Here is a 16,939-nt window from a genome sequence, read left to right on the forward strand (position 1 = left end):
ATTCCAAGAGTTGCTTCATACCAGTTATCACTGGCGATAAAGCGGGAAACGGGCACACAGCTGCTGTACTTCTTTACGCACGCGTGCCTCAACCTCGGCGTTACCGTCTGGTGTCTCGACTAACGCATCGAGCACGTCCCCAATCCATTGGCCAACTTGGCGAAACTCCTCGGTGCCAAAACCGCGGCTGGTACCCGCGGGGGTGCCGAGACGAATGCCGGAGGTGACCATGGGCTTTTCGGTATCAAAGGGGATGCCGTTCTTGTTACAGGTGATCCCAGCGCGCTCGAGCGCCTGCTCCGTTTGGTTGCCTTTTAGGCCTTTCGGGCGCAAATCAACCAACATCAGATGAGTATCGGTGCCGCCGGTGACGATGTCGCAGCCACGTGTTTGTAGGACCTCGGCCAGGACTTTAGCGTTAGCAACTACTTGATCAATATACAATTTAAACTCAGGCTCTAACGCCTCACCAAATGCGACGGCTTTAGCCGCAATCACGTGCATCAATGGACCACCCTGCAGGCCGGGGAACACCGCCGAATTGATCTTTTTGTTGATGTCTTCGTGATTGGTCAGGATCATGCCACCGCGCGGGCCACGCAGGGTTTTATGGGTAGTAGTAGTGACCACATGCGCATGAGGTAGTGGCGAGGGATGGGCGCCAGTAGCAACCAAGCCAGCGATATGCGCCATATCAACCATCAGGTACGCACCAACTTCATCGGCAATGGCGCGGAAACGGGCAAAATCAATCGGACGCGGGATCGCGCTGCCACCAGCGATGATCATCTTAGGCTGATGCTCACGAGCCAGCACCGCGACTTCATCATAATCAATCTCTAGGCTATCTTTGCTCACGCCGTACTGTACGGCATTAAACCATTTACCCGATAGTGCAGGGCGCGCGCCGTGAGTGAGGTGGCCGCCGGCATCGAGCGACATACCTAAAATGGTGTCGCCAGGTTGCAGCAGCGCCAGCATTACCGCGCCATTGGCTTGTGCGCCCGAGTGCGGCTGCACATTGACATACTCGCAGCTAAACAGCTGTTTGGCGCGGGCCTGGGCGATGGCTTCGACTTCATCGACGTGCTCGCAGCCGCCGTAATAGCGACGGCCCGGATAGCCTTCGGCGTACTTATTGGTTAGGCAGGTGCCTTGCGCTTGCATCACGGCTTGCGAGACGATGTTTTCTGAGGCGATCAGCTCAATCTGCTGTTGTTGACGTTTGTGCTCGGCCTGCACGGCCGACATCACGGCACCATCGGACTCTGATAAGTTGGTGGAGAAAAACTGCTCCAATTCTACATTTGGGTAGCTCGGTTTCATTGCGCTTTCCTTATTGGCGATGGTGGCTAACAGGCCACAACATTAATCGGGATCACATTGGTGGCGAGGCCACCCTGTGAGGTTTCTTTATACTTACTCATCATGTCGAGCCCGGTCTCATGCATGGTTTTAATTACGCTATCAAGCGAGACGTGATGCTCGCCGTCGCCACCCATGGCTAATCGGGTCGCGTTAATCGCTTTTACGGCGCCCATGGTGTTGCGTTCAATGCAAGGGACTTGCACCAGGCCATCAATCGGGTCACACGTAAGGCCGAGGTTATGCTCCATGCCGATTTCTGCCGCGTTTTCAATTTGTTGATTACTTGCGCCCATGGCGGCGGCTAGTCCTGCTGCTGCCATCGAGCACGCCACGCCAATTTCGCCCTGACAACCGACCTCTGCGGCCGAAATAGAGGCATTGGTCTTGTATAAAGAGCCGATAGCCGCGGAGGTGGCCATAAAGGTACGGATGCCATCTGGGTTATTGGGCGAGACAAACTTATCGTAATAAGCAAGCACGGCAGGGATCACGCCCGCGGCGCCATTGGTTGGGGCGGTGACCACGCGGCCACCGGCGGCATTCTCTTCATTAACCGCCATCGCAAAGAGGTTGACCCAATCATTGGTATCTGTCGGTAACCCATGGGCTTGTTTATCGTGAATGGCGTCGTACATGCCTTTGGCACGTCGCTTAATGTTTAAACCGCCTGGCAGTACGCCACCTTGTTTAATGCCTCTGTCGATGCACTCACGCATCACTTGCCAGATATGATCCAGTCCCTGGTTAACCGTGTCACGTGTGGCGTGACTATCGTGGTATTGGGCGCGTGCGACCTCGTTCGTAAACATCAGCTCGCTGATGGTCATGTTCGTTTTTGTACATTGCTCAAGTAATTCCGCCGCACTCTCAAATGGATACGGCGGAGTGAAATCAGTCGCCAGGGCATCGGTTTCGCCTTCTTCCACCACAAAACCACCGCCTACCGAGAAATAGGTTTTGTGAGCAAGACACTCACCTGCTTTGTTAAAGGCGCTTACCGTCATGCCATTGGGGTGCTCGGGCAGCACCTTGTCATAGTGAAAGGCAATATCTGCCTCCCAGTTAAATCGAATATAGTGGCGCCCCGTAAAAGGAAGCTCGCTACCATTTTTGACCATTTTGGTCATGGTATCGATTTCATCTGACTCGATGGTGGCAGGCATTTCGCCCATTAACCCCATCACACACGCCACGTCAGTCGCATGGCCTTTCCCGGTGAGTGCCAGTGAGCCGTATAAGTCCACTTTGACACGCTCGATATCGGTCACGGACAGTGTTTGCGCCGCATAGTGGCTAAAGCGTGCGCAGGCCACCATCGGACCAACGGTGTGTGAGCTAGATGGCCCGACGCCTATCTTAAACAGGTCAAACATGCTGTGACTCATGGCCTGTCTCCTCAATCAGTAAGGTACGTTGTTGTCATGATTGTTGTTGTCCTGACATCGACGATGCCGACATTGCTTCACGTAGCATTCAACAGATTGGCGATGATTGCGCTTACTGTTGATTTAAACATTTTGTTAACGTACCTAAGCGTTCACTTTTCCGCAAAATAAATTTCCAATAAGAAACCTATGTTGTGATCCTGGAGACAAAACCTCCTCCTGTTGATACTACCTAACAACGGCGCAAACGTTTGCCTTTTTATCCTAAGAGAGGGTAAATTGCAAATCAATGCCAGTAACACCGGGGAATATACTCGCTTTTTATTAAGTGAATGGTTAATGAATATCTCTGTAATACCTTGTTTTTACGAGGAAGAGCATAATGAACTCAAGGTGCCGGGTGAGAGTGACAGGTTGGCTACCTTGATCAATTCGCTGGCTAGGTCACGTTTATGATATCGGTATTTTCCGATAGGAAACTTTTTTGTTAAAAGTGTTAAAGCGGCAAATACAGCGGGACAATCGATAGAGGCGAAAGCAGGTGACAACAGACCAATCAACACAGGATGTGTACCCGTCGATGCAGGTTGAGCGATCGCAACGCGAGGGTGACGCGCGCGAACCCATTGCACCATTGCGGCTGGGCCCGCGTTTAAAAGCCGTCAGGGTCGGGCTTGGGCTGACGCTTGAGGAGGCAAGCCAGCGCACTGGCTTGGCGCGTTCAACCTTATCCAAAATTGAAAATGAACAGATATCCCCGACTTTCCAAGCGATGCAGAAACTCGCGCACGGCTTGGATATCGATATTCCGCAACTGTTTGCCCCACCAAAAAAGCGGCAAGCAACAGGTCGGCGAGATGTGACGCTAGCGGGTCAGGGAAAAGCACACCCTACGGGTACCTACGAACATGAGTTATTGGCAACACAGCTAAGCAACAAAAAGATGATGCCGTTTAAGTCGCGGGTTAGGGCACGTGCGTTTGAGGATTATAGCGACTGGATTCGACACGACGGGGAAGAGTTTTTATTGGTGCTGGAAGGCAGTATCCAATTTTTTTCTGAGTTTTATGAAGCGATCACTCTCAATGAGGGTGACAGCGTATATTACGACGCCACCATGGGGCACATGCTAGCTTCCGTCAGTGATGACGATGCACTGATCTTATGGGTAACAGCGTCTTAACTAACCACATAAACGCATTGCTTAACGTGGGCAAGATGCCTGCGGGCACAATATGGAGAGAATAATGGCAGAGTTACTCACGACCCCGTTACACCGCCTGCACCTTGATATGGGCGCAAAAATGGTTCCGTTCGCTGGCTATGACATGCCAGTTCAGTATCCGCTGGGTGTGCGCAAAGAGCACCTTCATTGCCGTGAGCATGCAGGGTTGTTTGATGTTTCCCATATGGGGCAAATCCGTCTTCATGGCGCGGACGCGGCCAAAGCACTGGAAGCGCTCGTCCCAGTTGATGTGTTGGATCTCCCCCAAGGTAAACAACGTTATGCCGTATTCACCAATGAGCAGGGCGGCATTTTGGATGACTTAATGATTGCTAACCTCGGCGATCACCTCTTTCTGGTGGTCAACGCGGCCTGCAAAGCACAAGACATTCAGCACCTGCGCGATAACTTGAAAGGGGATGTCTCTGTCGAGGTGGTTGAAGATCGCGCCTTACTGGCGCTTCAAGGCCCGAAGGCGGCGCAAGTGCTGGCGACATTCAACCCGAAGGTGAATGACATGGTGTTCATGGACATTCAGCCTGTTGAGATTGATGGCATTCACTGCGTGGTGAGTCGTTCAGGTTATACCGGCGAAGATGGGTTTGAAGTGTCTGTACCGGCCGAACATGCAGAGTCACTCGCCAAAGCCCTTTTAGCTCACGATGAGGTGGAATGGATTGGGCTCGGCGCGCGTGACTCACTACGCCTTGAGTGCGGCCTTTGCCTGTATGGACACGATCTGGATACCACTACGACGCCGGTTGAAGCAACCTTGATTTGGGCCATTAGTAAAGTGCGTCGTGCGGATGGTGAGCGTGCGGGTGGCTTCCCCGGTGAGGGGAAAATCCTTGAACAAATTGCGACCAAAGCCGTCAGCCGTAAGCGTATTGGCCTTGTGGGCCAAAGCAAAGCCCCTGTGCGTGAAGGTAGCAAGCTGTTTGATTCAGACGACAATGAAATTGGCGTGGTCACCAGCGGCACCTTTGGCCCCACCAAAGGCATGCCCGTGGCAATGGGTTATCTCCCTCCTGCATTCATTACCCCCGGCACCGAGGTATACGCGGAAGTACGTGGCAAAAAGCTGCCCATGACAGTCGAAAAAATGCCCTTTGTACCGCAGCGGTATTATCGCGGCTAAATGATTGTTACTCATATAGATGGCACACATCACTTATTGATTATGGTGAATAGGGGTTCGATGTGCCATCTTCATTTTTAATGACATTATACCGCGACTGTTTCGATTCGTTTCTAACTCACATTACTCAAATGGCTAAATTGCTGGCTGAATATGCCTATGTTAGCGTCTATAAAAGCGTAGGACTTAGGTATGGGTTGTGGATAACGAAAAGCCTTATTTTTCCTATTGGGGAAAAGCCAGTGCTGATTTAGGGGGCGGAGATGCTTATCACCAGCTGGCCTATCACTGTTTGGACGTAGCGGCCGTTAGCTATCGCCTCCTTCATAAAGAGCGGCCGCTCACGAAAGCCATCGCGGAATTTCTCGAACTCTCTCCGGAACAGCTACGAACCCTATGGTGTTTCATGATATCGCTTCATGACTTAGGCAAGTATGCGTCCGCATTTCAGGAACTGAACCTCAGTGTTTCCGCTGCCCTATTAAACCCTCGAAGTAAAAAAGAATATGATGGGCGAGAATACCGACATGACAGGCTAGGGTATTATTTCTGGCAGCAGCATGAGATTGAGATAGTTCAAGCTATTTGTGGTCACTCGCTCGGTTCAATGGATGATGAAACAGCTGTCTATGAAACAGTTGACGTGCTTGCGCAATGTGTATTGGGACATCACGGTCAGCCAGTCAATCGGCAAATGCCGAGGCGGATGAGATCATTCACGGAAGCGCGCAATCATGATGCGGTGACAGCATTCATTGCCGATATTAGTGAGTTTTTTCAGCCAAAAATTAACATAGAGACATTATCGTCTGATAATTGGCGAGCGAAACTTGAACAAGTGAGCTGGCAACTCGCAGGGCTGGCCGTACTTGCGGATTGGATGGGTTCAGATACTCACTTTTTTCCCTACGTCTCTCAGCCTCAACCGCTTGAACAGTATTGGCCTCACGCGCTGGTATGTGCCGAAAAAGCGCTGGACCATACCGACTTATCTCGCACACCGACAGTGACACCTTTTAGTGCCTTTTCCGATATCTTCCCTTTTTCTCCAACACCTTTGCAGGCTTGGGCAGCGTCGGTAGAAATTAACGACCAGCCTCAGCTTTTTATTTTGGAGGATATGACAGGGGCAGGGAAGACTGAAGCCGCGCTCACACTCACACATCGATTAATGGCTACTAGTGCCGCCGATGGTTTTTATTTTGGCTTGCCGACCATGGCGACATCCAATGCCATGTTTGATCGAGTCGCCGATCACTATACGCAAATGGTGAAACTTGGTGAGGGAGAACAAGCCAGTATTACGCTGGCACACGGTGCCCGTGATATGAATGACCGATTTCGAGAAATGGTGCACACCTCAGGTACGGTAGATAGCAACTATCACCAGCGTGATGCAACCGTGACGGCACAATGTAATGCTTGGCTTGCGGATTCACGCAAAAAAGCGTTGTTGGCACCTGTTGGCGTGGGCACCATTGATCAAGCGTTGCTCGCTGTTCTGCCTCGTCGGCACCAATCTTTGCGCTTGCTGGGGTTGAACCGAAAGATCCTGATTTTTGATGAAATCCACGCAGCGGATGAATATATGCTCGCCTTGTTGGAAAGCTTATTATCATTGCATCTGCATCAGGGCGGCTCGGTTATATTGTTAACGGCTACCTTATCTCAGCAACAACGGCAACGCTTATGCCAAGTTTGGCAGCAAGCCGCCGGTTTAGCCCCTGTGATGCCGAGTCAGGATCACTTCCCTTTAGCTACCCAAGTGGCGATTGATAAAGCCCCAGCGCTGAAAGAAACCGCTATTGCTCGGCAAGCTAAACAAAAACGTGCGGTCGCAGTAGATATGCTCACTCAGTTTGATGACTGTTTAGCAACGGTGTTGACGGCGGTTGCTAAAGGGCAATGCGTGGTTTGGATAAGAAATACCGTGGATGATGCACGTGAAGCGTATGAAACGTTACTGAGTCGGCTTGATCATCCGGAACGGTGCCATTTATTTCATAGCCGATTTATCTTAGCCGATCGAAAAAATATTGAGAAAACCGTTCTCGACAATTTTGGAAAAAGCAGTTCGCAATCAGAGCGTCAAGATCGTGTATTAGTTGCGACTCAAGTTTTTCAAGAGAGCTTAGATGCTGACGCTGATGTGATGATATCCGATATTTGTCCGATTGATGACTTGATCCAACGCGCGGGACGTTTGCACCGTCATAAAAGAAACAAACAAGGTGCCTATATTGCGCAAGGTGACGACGAACGCGATCCTCCCGTTCTCTATATTCATGCTCCCTCTTGGGAAAACGAGCCGAAAGCCGACTGGCTAAGTCGTCACTTTCAACCCACGCAATTTGTTTATCGCTCACCTGGACGACTTTGGTTGGGGCTTAGAAAACTACGCCAATTAGGCGAAATCTGCATGCCAACGCATGCACGTGAATTGGTTGAAGCCGTTTACAGTGATGAAGCACTAGCACAAATTCCAACCGCGCTCCAACCTATGGAAGAAGAGTATTTGGGGAAAACATACAGTATTGGCGCGAGAGCACAGTCGCAATGTATTGATTGGCAATATGGTTATTGTGATCGCAGTGCAGACTATTGGTTTGATGATGAAACAGATATTAGTACCCGCTATAACGACATAGAAACCGTGGACGTTTTGCTGGTTAACGAACAAGCAGGTGAACTAGTGCCAATAGCAAAAGACAATCGATTTGCAGTGGCGCTGAGTACGGTCAAGCTGTCAAAAAGAAAGTACGCCGAACAACTTGCGCCTTTGCCCGAGCGGCTTGAGCCTGCATTAACAAAGTTGATCGAGCAACACCCTCATGTGAAATATATGAAAATCTGGTTGCCCGAAAACGATTCTCGTTTTGCTTATAGCGAGGAAAAAGGATTTTACGAGCGGCCACAGGAGGCGACATGAATTTAATTCAAGACCCATGGTTGGATTATATCCATCGTAATGGCGATATTAAGAAACGGCCGATTACTGCGATATGTGATCCCGACGTCGTAGATTTTTCACTACCAAGAGCAGATTTTTATGGCGCAGCGTATCAGTTTGCTATTAGCTTATTACAAACCGCGTTTGCGCCAAAAGATTTGTCACAATGGCACCATTACTTTAAAACGCCACCGGCCGATGTTGTTTTGGAAGAAGCGGTTAATCAGGTCAGTCACGCCTTTAATGTGGTTGGAGAAGGTCCCTTATTTATGCAGGATTTTGACTCCCTCGAGGATGCGCCATCGACCACGGTCTCAGGGCTATTGATAGAAGCGCCTGGCGCAAACGGCATAAAGAACAATACCGATCATTTTATCAAGCGGGGTATTGGCCAAGTGTTGTCCCTCGACATGGCAGCATTGGCTTTGTTTACTATGCAAATCAATGCGCCTGCTGGTGGGTCTGGACATCGTGTCGGTTTGCGTGGTGGCGGACCGCTAACAACGTTAGTGATGCCAGTAACAAGCGAGGCCAGTCTGTGGGAAAAGCTTTGGCTTAATATTATTAATAAAGATTTTTGGCGGTATCCACCGCCCAATTTTACAGATGGTTCCGTTTTCCCGTGGCTTGCTCCTACGCAGACAAGTGAGAAAAAGGGCAGTGAAGTTTATGCCAATGCTGTTCATCCGTTACATGTTTATTGGGCGATGCCAAGACGTATCCGCCTAGAAGTTGAACATCGTGATGCAGAGTGTCAATTACTAGGTCAACAGGTTGAGCAAGTCGTTAACTATTACCGGACGCAAAACTATGGGGCCAATTATGATGGAGAATGGTCTCATCCTCTAACACCATATCGGTTTAACCCCAAAAAGCCTGAAGAACCCCCTTTTTCGGTTAAAGCGCAACCTGGCGGTATCACCTATAAAATTTGGGACACGTTAACACTACGTAGTGACGTCCAAGGCTATAAATGTGCAAAAGTGATTTCTCACTATTACGCTCTAAGTCAAAGGCACGGAAAGTTATTAGGTTACAGTCCACGTCTCAAAGCTTTCGGTTATGACATGGATAATATGAAAGCGAGAGGATGGTATAACAGCGAATTGCCTTTATTTGCTTTTAGCGAAGAGCAGCAAGAGGATGTGCTAACAGCAGTAAACACACTGCAAGATTTATCGGTCAAAAGTCTTAAGCAGCTACGCGACCACATTAAACACGCGTGGTTTGATCGTCCAAAGGATGCGAAAGGCGATACATCTTTTATCGATCTCGCGTTCTGGCAGAAGACGGAGTCTGCTTTTTTTACTGCCGTGTCGCAGTTGATTGAAAATATAGAGCAAGAAGACGAGAGCTTAACCCCGGAACAAGCAAAAAAATGGCTCAATACATTACGCGCTGTATGTTTCGACTTATTTGATGGTTATGCCATGACTGAGCTGGGTAATGCGAGAAATATGGCGAGACGGATTAAAGCGAGACAGACTCTGAGCTGGTGGCTATTTAACAGTAAAGATATAAAAGCATTTATTCGTGAACACGATATTGCGATTGATAAGGAGATCGCCTAATGGATAGTACACTACAACATAGTGTTTTACGCTGGTGGCAAAGTATGTACTTATCACCGAATGAATTATACAAAAAAGGTATCACGCCAGCCCCAAACGCACAAAAAGCACAGCTAAAACGTTGTCGAGATCTTGACGCCGTTATGCTGACCCCGGGGTTTCGTGCCTTATGGCAAAGCTTGCCTGCTCCTATAACGGAGCATGCCACATCAAGTGACATGGAATGCTGGGCAGCTATTGCTGGTGCGCTAGTACATGTGAAGCATGATAGCGCACACAATCTGGCGACGGCGGCGGGGAGCAAAGCACAAAGTGATAAATCGAGAGTGAGTGAGCTGCGCTTTGCACAACTGCAAGATACCAAGACACCGGATGAATTTCTGCGCCGTTTAAGAAGGATCCTGCATCAGCTTGATCACAGTGTTTTGGTTTCATCTTTGGCGAAAGATATCTATCAATGGTTTGAGGAACACAGCCAATTTTATCCTCGTCAAGCAGATAAACGCATCACTGTTCAATGGGCAATGGACTATTACCGCGCAGCGGGAACTAAATAGAAAAAAGGAAAAGAGAATGAGCCAATTTATTCAACTACACCTACTGACTTCTTATGCGCCTTCTAACCTGAACCGTGACGATTTAGGTCGGCCCAAAACCGCAAAAATGGGCGGATTTGAGCGCTTGCGTGTGAGCTCGCAAAGTTTAAAACGCCATTGGCGGACATCAGAAGTCTTTGAAACGGCCTTGGCAGGTAAAATTGGGATTCGGACCAAACGTTTCGGCCGACAGTTATACAGTGAGCTTATCGAACAAGGTGTGACCGAAAAATCCGCCAAAGCATGGGCGGCAGAGATAGCAGGGGTTTTTGGTCAAATCAAGAAAGAGCAACTAGATATCGAGCAACTTGTTCATATTAGCCCAGAAGAGCAAGATGCAGCACGCTCTTTGATCGCGATATTGGCAGAAGAAAATCGTGCGCCAAAAAAAGAAGAACTGGACTTATTAAAGGCAGATCATGCAGCAGCCGACATCGCCTTATTTGGCCGTATGCTAGCCTCTTCGCCATCGTTTAATGTGGAGGCCGCCTGCCAAGTTGCGCATGCATTGAGTGTTCATAGCGTGGTTGTGGAAGATGATTATTTTACCGCTGTGGATGATTTGAACAACAAAGAGGAAGATGCGGGCTCTGCTCACCTTGGTGAAGCGGGTTTTGCGGCCGCTTTATTCTATTCCTATATCTGCATCAACAAGACGCAGTTGATTGACAACTTACAGGGCGATGAGGCACTTGCTAATAGCGCGATCAAAGCCCTGACGGAAGCGGCGGTGAAAGTGGCGCCTTCAGGTAAACAAAATAGCTTTGCTTCACGTGCTTACGCGAGTTTTGTTTTAGCCGAGAAAGGCGAACACCAACCAAGACAATTGTCGGTAGCGTTTCTTAAACCTGTAAACGATCCCGATCAAGGTCAAGCGGCCGTAGCGGCGCTCAACGATCAAGTACAAAAATTCGATCAAGTATATGGTGAGTGTGCAGATAGCCGTTATGCATTAAATGTCTTTGAGGGTAGCGGCTCGTTTGATGAACTACTCAACTTCGTTACAGAATAAGTGGGAGTCAAGATGCGAGATTATCTTGTTTTTCGACTATATGGACCGCTAGCCAGTTGGGGGGATCCAGCCGTTGGTGGCGACAGACCCACCAGCGCGTATCCGTCGCGTTCAGCCGTACTTGGATTACTTGGGGCGGCACTTGGCATAAAGCGGGATGATGAGACGCAGCTTTTAAGCTTGCAACAAAGCGTATGTATCGGCATCAAGCAGTGTGTACCGGGTTCGCTTTTGCGTGACTACCATACCGCGCAGGTGCCGAGTCATGATAAAAAGCGCATACATCGCACGCGCCAAAGTGAATTAAAAACGGGAAAGAAACTACAAACTGTGCTCTCAAAACGTGATTATCGTTGTGACGGTTTGTGGGTCGTTGCAGTGTGGCTCTCGCCCTCGGCTACGATGTCATTAAACGAGCTAAAAAAGGCGTTATTAAAGCCTGTATATCCCCTTTCTTTAGGGAGAAAAGCATGTCCACCGGCCTTACCGCTACAGCCTACCTTGGTGGCCAATGCTGATTTAAAGTCAGCATTGGATATGGAGTTTCCAGCGATAACAGCATCGAATAAAAGCGATGCACTCTGGCTGGGAACGACACCTTATGCGACTTACTTTTGGGAAGGCGATGTGGGAGAAATTGATGATGAGCGCGTATTAACCACCCACCCTTGGGATGAGCCTATTAATCGCGGTCGTTGGCAATTTAAACAACGCGTTATGCATCAATTGACGGTAGAGGAGGCCAACGATGTACCTGTCTAAAGTCCGACTACTGTCATCCGCAGAAGCAGTTAAACTGATCTCAAAGTTTGGCCATAATGGTGCATACAGTGCGCACCAAATCATTTGGCAACTCTTTCGTCATGCGAGTGAACGACCGTTCATATATCGAGAGGAGCAAGATCAAGCCACCGGACGGCCGCTGTTTTATGTGCTTTCAACTATTTCACCACAAGATGACACCGGCGTGTTTGAACTCCAAACCAAGCCATTTTCGCCCCAGTTATACAATGGCCAGCGGCTTCATTTTCAGTTAAGAGTGAACCCGACGATTTGTGTGACAGATGCAAAAGGAAAGCGACAGCGGCACGATGTCCTTATGCATGCTAAAAAGCAGGCGGGGGAAGTGAGCGCTATCGCACTGCAGGAAACTATGGATCAGGCCGCGCAACAATGGCTTTGTGATGAAAATCGATTGTCGCAGTGGGGTGTTACATTCGATAACGTACCAACGATTGAGGGATATACCCAACATCAAAGTCGGAAAAAGAATGGCGCGCATGTCCAGTTTTCGAGTGTGGATGCTCGCGGTACTTTAACGCTCCAAGACAGCGAACGCTTTTTGGAACAATACGCAAAAGGTTTTGGGCGCGCCAAAGCTATGGGTTGTGGGTTAATGCTGATTCGGCCTGCATAGATATCGGCCAATAAATATGGAGGCACCATGGGGTTCATTCCGTTAAAACCTATCCCGATAAAAGACAGGCGTTCGATGGTTTTTGTCGGGATGGGGCGCATTGATGTGCGTGATGGTGCCTTTGTTGTGATTGATGAGGTGAATGGTGAACGAATGCATATCCCAGTGGGCTCAGTGGTATGCATTATGTTGGAGCCGGGTACGCGCATCAGTCATGCTGCGGTTAAACTCGCGGCAACAACGGGTACATTATTGATTTGGGTCGGTGAAGCAGGAGTGAGACTGTATTCTGTGGGGCAACCTGGCGGTGCGCGGTCTGATCGTCTTTTATACCAAGCGCAGCTTGCGCTTGACCCTGATTTACGTCTAAAAGTCGTGCGTAAAATGTTTGAGCGACGATTTGGTGAGCCGGCGCCTCAAAGACGTAGTGTTGAACAATTACGTGGGATTGAAGGGGCTCGAGTACGCAACAGCTACAAAATATTGGCCAAGCAATACGGCGTTGAATGGCATGGCCGCAACTATGATCCAAATGATTGGGATAAAGGCGATGTGACCAATCAATGTATTAGTGCGGCGACCAGTTGCCTTTATGGCGTGACTGAAGCGGCTATTTTAGCAGCGGGTTACGCGCCGGCGATTGGATTTATCCACTCGGGTAAACCACTTTCGTTTGTTTATGATATTGCAGACATTGTTAAATTTGACACGGTCGTACCTCTCGCCTTCAAAGTAGCTGCCTCTTCACCCGCAGCACCTGACAGACAAGTACGCCTTGCTTGTCGTGAACTCTTTAGAACCAGCAAGTTATTGAAAAATATTATTCCGATGATCGAAGAGGTATTGGCGGCAGGTGATATTACTCCGCCTGAACCGCCTCATGACGCCCAACCACCAGCTATACCTGAGCCAAAATCAATCGGTGATAGTGGTCATAGGAGCGGCTAGATAATGACTATGCTTGTTGTCGTCACTGAAGCCGTACCGCCAAGATTACGTGGCAGGCTTGCTGTCTGGTTGCTCGAAGTTCGCGCCGGTGTCTATGTGGGCGATGTAACACGTCGCGTGCGGGAAATGATTTGGGAGCAGATAACTGAACTCGCTGATGTCGGCAACGTGGTAATGTGTTGGGCGGTGAATAATGAATCAGGTTTTGACTTTCAAACCTATGGTGAGAATCGTCGGGAGCCTGTCGATTTGGATGGTCTAAGGTTGGTGGTATTCAAGCCTAGTGACGAGGATAAATAAGCCTAGTTTGCTCTTTAAAAAGTTGGTAGAAAAATGCAGGTCGATTTTTGTTATATAAAACAGTAATATCCGTTTAGAGTGTTCCCCGTGCCCACGGGGATGAACCGTGGAGCCGCGCACGTGGCAGCGCTGGGAAGATGGTGTTCCCCGTGCCCACGGGGATGAACCGACCAAAGACTAGTGCTTCAGATAAATCCAGTAGTGTTCCCCGTGCCCACGGGGATGAACCGGTTGGACCGTTGGCAAAGCGCTGGCAGAAGACGTGTTCCCCGTGCCCACGGGGATGAACCGGTCACGCTGCCCAGCGGCGAGACTGCAATCACGTGTTCCCCGTGCCCACGGGGATGAACCGCGATGCTGCGAGAGCAGAGCCTTCCTCTTTCGGTGTTCCCCGTGCCCACGGGGATGAACCGCATGCGAGCGAAAGCATCCTTCACTGGTGCGGGTGTTCCCCGTGCCCACGGGGATGAACCGCTTAATTTCACCCAACTCTCAGTTTGACAAAAGTGTTCCCCGTGCCCACGGGGATGAACCGCAATGAGCGCGCCGTTCCGCGATGGCCAGTTGCGTGTTCCCCGTGCCCACGGGGATGAACCGCGCCGGGCGACATGCTGCTGATTTACAGCACCGTGTTCCCCGTGCCCACGGGGATGAACCGCTATTCGTACTCTGTGCGCGCAACATAAAGTGGTGTTCCCCGTGCCCACGGGGATGAACCGCTGCCGTCTGGACGCTGCATTTTGGTTTTTTGGTGTTCCCCGTGCCCACGGGGATGAACCGCGCCAAACCATCGAGCCAGCAGATACCAGCGTGTGTTCCCCGTGCCCACGGGGATGAACCGCGCATGATCGAGGTTTTTGAGTATCCACCGCCGTGTTCCCCGTGCCCACGGGGATGAACCGTCTGTGAAATCGTTAAGCGCGTTCATGATTCAGTGTTCCCCGTGCCCACGGGGATGAACCGGTGACGGCAATTTGAGTAATGTTCATGTATCGGTGTTCCCCGTGCCCACGGGGATGAACCGTGTTGGCGATGTGTTGACCTGGTATCAGTGCCGTGTTCCCCGTGCCCACGGGGATGAACCGATATCGGCGATGCTATGGCATATAGCATTGAGGTGTTCCCCGTGCCCACGGGGATGAACCGGGCATGTTTACAGGCTCAATCGGCGGCCTCGTGTGTTCCCCGTGCCCACGGGGATGAACCGCTAGCTGTTGGATGTTCACAGCGAATCCGTTTGTGTTCCCCGTGCCCACGGGGATGAACCGTATTGGGAGCCGTTGGGCGATTTTTTCAGCAAGTGTTCCCCGTGCCCACGGGGATGAACCGCTCACCGTCAGCGTTTCGGTTTGTGGCGCCATGTGTTCCCCGTGCCCACGGGGATGAACCGCCAGCCAAATCATCACCGATGCGGTGGTGTTTGTGTTCCCCGTGCCCACGGGGATGAACCGGTACTCGAAGTGAACCATGTGACACTACTCGAGTGTTCCCCGTGCCCACGGGGATGAACCGTAGTAACATCACCGCGTTCCGCTTCGGCCCGGGTGTTCCCCGTGCCCACGGGGATGAACCGCGCTTGACTGTTGTGTAGTAGGTCGTTTGACAGTGTTCCCCGTGCCCACGGGGATGAACCGGCGGGGTGCTTGAGACATGCCGATTGGTAGTGGTGTTCCCCGTGCCCACGGGGATGAACCGTAACACGAGACGGCCGCCAGCGTGAAGCGCACGTGTTCCCCGTGCCCACGGGGATGAACCGTGTCGGCTGCGCGTAAAGACTTCTATCAGTTCGTGTTCCCCGTGCCCACGGGGATGAACCGCGCCGCCGTAGCGCTATCTTCAAGCTCTACTGGTGTTCCCCGTGCCCACGGGGATGAACCGCGTTGCAGATGTTTCGGCGGTTTGTGACTGAAGTGTTCCCCGTGCCCACGGGGATGAACCGATGGCAGAGCAGAAACACGAGCTTGTGCAAAAGTGTTCCCCGTGCCCACGGGGATGAACCGAGAAATTACTGAAAACATTGCGGTCGTTTTTAGTGTTCCCCGTGCCCACGGGGATGAACCGCGGCCAGTGCTTCTTTCTCTTTCCGTTCGCACGTGTTCCCCGTGCCCACGGGGATGAACCGGGTCAAAACCTTGCGACGTATTCGATTTTACGCGTGTTCCCCGTGCCCACGGGGATGAACCGCCGGTGGCCGCGTGGTGGCGGTGGATGGTACGGTGTTCCCCGTACCCACGGGGATGAACCGATGGAGTCAGTGATGGCAGGGCAAGGCGTTGCGTGTTCCCCGTGCCCACGGGGATGAACCGCCACCTATTAACCTGCAATACATTGTCAAAAAGTGTTCCCCGTGCCCACGGGGATGAACCGAGAAATTACTGAAAACATTGCGGTCGTTTTTAGTGTTCCCCGTGCCCACGGGGATGAACCGTAGGGTGCTGCTTATTTCGCATCACATACGAGGTGTTCCCCGTGCCCACGGGGATGAACCGAGCTTACTGAAAACTACGCCAGTGAAGTTCGTGTGTTCCCCGTGCCCACGGGGATGAACCGCGGGTTATTGTCCCATTCATTGAGCGAATTACCGTGTTCCCCGTGCCCACGGGGATGAACCGCAGAAGCCAGCCACAACCCAAACAGCGTATGAGTGTTCCCCGTGCCCACGGGGATGAACCGCTACAATCAAAAAGAAGGCTCTCTGGAATCGTGTGTTCCCCGTGCCCACGGGGATGAACCGGAGTCACGATGACAGCCATCAATCTCGCCGCAGTGTTCCCCGTGCCCACGGGGATGAACCGATGTGCAAATTCAGCAAAACTACATCGTCATTGTGTTCCCCGTGCCCACGGGGATGAACCGGTTGCTGTAACGGGAGGAAAAGTTGCTGTTTGCGTGTTCCCCGTGCCCACGGGGATGAACCGAACGTCGATTATGTGGATGAAGTAGGCGGTCAGTGTTCCCCGTGCCCACGGGGATGAACCGAGCTGGATTACATCGGCTTTCGTGGTCTGGCTGTGTTCCCCGTGCCCACG

General features: G+C 50.9%; 12 protein-coding genes and 1 CRISPR repeat array. Of the genes, 10 read left to right on the forward strand and 2 right to left on the reverse strand.

Annotation, left to right across the window (positions count from 1 at the left end):
* Positions 1–27 precede the first annotated feature (27 nt).
* Both BGL48_RS01580 and BGL48_RS01585 read right to left on the reverse strand, forming a co-directional pair.
* On the reverse strand, positions 28–1,326 hold the full coding sequence (locus tag BGL48_RS01580; protein WP_069361008.1) for a serine hydroxymethyltransferase: 1,299 nt from the start codon (positions 1,324–1,326) through the stop codon (positions 28–30).
* 26 nt (positions 1,327–1,352) lie between these two features.
* Positions 1,353–2,753, reverse strand: a complete 1,401-nt coding sequence (locus tag BGL48_RS01585) for an L-serine ammonia-lyase (RefSeq protein WP_069361009.1) — start codon at positions 2,751–2,753, stop codon at positions 1,353–1,355.
* Between the two features lie 580 nt (positions 2,754–3,333).
* On the opposite strand from BGL48_RS01585, the gene BGL48_RS01590 reads away from it, so the two are divergent.
* From BGL48_RS01590 to cas2e, 10 genes are all read left to right on the forward strand, one after another.
* Positions 3,334–3,936 carry a helix-turn-helix domain-containing protein gene (locus tag BGL48_RS01590; protein WP_069361010.1) on the forward strand — a complete coding sequence of 201 codons (603 nt, stop codon included), beginning with the start codon at positions 3,334–3,336 and terminating at the stop codon, positions 3,934–3,936.
* Between the two features lie 64 nt (positions 3,937–4,000).
* Positions 4,001–5,116 carry a glycine cleavage system aminomethyltransferase GcvT gene (gene gcvT / locus BGL48_RS01595; protein ID WP_069361011.1) on the forward strand — a complete coding sequence of 372 codons (1,116 nt, stop codon included), beginning with the start codon at positions 4,001–4,003 and terminating at the stop codon, positions 5,114–5,116.
* A 199-nt stretch (positions 5,117–5,315) separates the two neighbouring features.
* The gene (locus tag BGL48_RS01600; protein WP_069361012.1) at positions 5,316–8,045 is read left to right on the forward strand and encodes a CRISPR-associated helicase/endonuclease Cas3; all 2,730 of its coding nucleotides are present in this window, start codon (positions 5,316–5,318) and stop codon (positions 8,043–8,045) included.
* Entirely contained in the window at positions 8,042–9,637 is a 1,596-nt protein-coding gene (gene casA / locus BGL48_RS01605; RefSeq protein WP_069361013.1) for a type I-E CRISPR-associated protein Cse1/CasA, read from the forward strand. Before BGL48_RS01600 ends, casA begins: the two co-directional genes overlap by 4 nt.
* The gene (casB, locus tag BGL48_RS01610) at positions 9,637–10,194 is read left to right on the forward strand and encodes a type I-E CRISPR-associated protein Cse2/CasB (protein WP_069361014.1); all 558 of its coding nucleotides are present in this window, start codon (positions 9,637–9,639) and stop codon (positions 10,192–10,194) included. The genes casA and casB overlap by 1 nt, the downstream gene beginning before the upstream one ends.
* A 16-nt stretch (positions 10,195–10,210) precedes the next feature.
* Positions 10,211–11,245 (forward strand): type I-E CRISPR-associated protein Cas7/Cse4/CasC, encoded by a 1,035-nt coding sequence (cas7e, locus tag BGL48_RS01615; protein ID WP_069361015.1) that lies wholly within the window; start codon positions 10,211–10,213, stop codon positions 11,243–11,245.
* Between the two features lie 12 nt (positions 11,246–11,257).
* Positions 11,258–12,007, forward strand: coding sequence for a type I-E CRISPR-associated protein Cas5/CasD (cas5e, locus tag BGL48_RS01620; RefSeq protein ID WP_069361016.1), 750 nt, complete (start codon positions 11,258–11,260; stop codon positions 12,005–12,007).
* On the forward strand, positions 11,994–12,662 hold the full coding sequence (cas6e, locus tag BGL48_RS01625; protein WP_069361017.1) for a type I-E CRISPR-associated protein Cas6/Cse3/CasE: 669 nt from the start codon (positions 11,994–11,996) through the stop codon (positions 12,660–12,662). The genes cas5e and cas6e overlap by 14 nt, the downstream gene beginning before the upstream one ends.
* Before the next feature lie 27 nt (positions 12,663–12,689).
* The gene (gene cas1e / locus BGL48_RS01630; protein WP_069361018.1) at positions 12,690–13,610 is read left to right on the forward strand and encodes a type I-E CRISPR-associated endonuclease Cas1e; all 921 of its coding nucleotides are present in this window, start codon (positions 12,690–12,692) and stop codon (positions 13,608–13,610) included.
* Between the two features lie 3 nt (positions 13,611–13,613).
* Positions 13,614–13,910 carry a type I-E CRISPR-associated endoribonuclease Cas2e gene (gene cas2e / locus BGL48_RS01635; protein WP_069361019.1) on the forward strand — a complete coding sequence of 99 codons (297 nt, stop codon included), beginning with the start codon at positions 13,614–13,616 and terminating at the stop codon, positions 13,908–13,910.
* A gap of 78 nt (positions 13,911–13,988) precedes the next feature.
* A CRISPR array of direct repeats spans positions 13,989–16,889; the repeat unit is 29 nt; unit sequence GTGTTCCCCGTGCCCACGGGGATGAACCG.
* The last annotated feature ends 50 nt before the right edge of the window (positions 16,890–16,939 follow it).

Source organism: Salinivibrio sp. SS3 (assembly GCF_001722105.1).
Taxonomy (GTDB): Bacteria; Pseudomonadota; Gammaproteobacteria; order Enterobacterales; family Vibrionaceae; genus Salinivibrio; species Salinivibrio kushneri.

Excerpts from the sequence above, each read along its gene's own strand:
- cas1e (WP_069361018.1), top strand. The coding sequence starts at position 12,690 with ATGGGGTTCATTCCGTTAAAACCTATCCCGATAAAAGACAGGCGTTCG.
- cas6e (WP_069361017.1), top strand. The coding sequence starts at position 11,994 with ATGTACCTGTCTAAAGTCCGACTACTGTCATCCGCAGAAGCAGTTAAA.
- gcvT (WP_069361011.1), top strand. The coding sequence starts at position 4,001 with ATGGCAGAGTTACTCACGACCCCGTTACACCGCCTGCACCTTGATATG.
- BGL48_RS01585 (WP_069361009.1), bottom strand. The coding sequence starts at position 2,753 with ATGAGTCACAGCATGTTTGACCTGTTTAAGATAGGCGTCGGGCCATCT.
- cas2e (WP_069361019.1), top strand. The coding sequence starts at position 13,614 with ATGACTATGCTTGTTGTCGTCACTGAAGCCGTACCGCCAAGATTACGT.
- casA (WP_069361013.1), top strand. The coding sequence starts at position 8,042 with ATGAATTTAATTCAAGACCCATGGTTGGATTATATCCATCGTAATGGC.
- BGL48_RS01590 (WP_069361010.1), top strand. The coding sequence starts at position 3,334 with ATGCAGGTTGAGCGATCGCAACGCGAGGGTGACGCGCGCGAACCCATT.
- cas7e (WP_069361015.1), top strand. The coding sequence starts at position 10,211 with ATGAGCCAATTTATTCAACTACACCTACTGACTTCTTATGCGCCTTCT.
- casB (WP_069361014.1), top strand. The coding sequence starts at position 9,637 with ATGGATAGTACACTACAACATAGTGTTTTACGCTGGTGGCAAAGTATG.
- cas5e (WP_069361016.1), top strand. The coding sequence starts at position 11,258 with ATGCGAGATTATCTTGTTTTTCGACTATATGGACCGCTAGCCAGTTGG.
- BGL48_RS01580 (WP_069361008.1), bottom strand. The coding sequence starts at position 1,326 with ATGAAACCGAGCTACCCAAATGTAGAATTGGAGCAGTTTTTCTCCACC.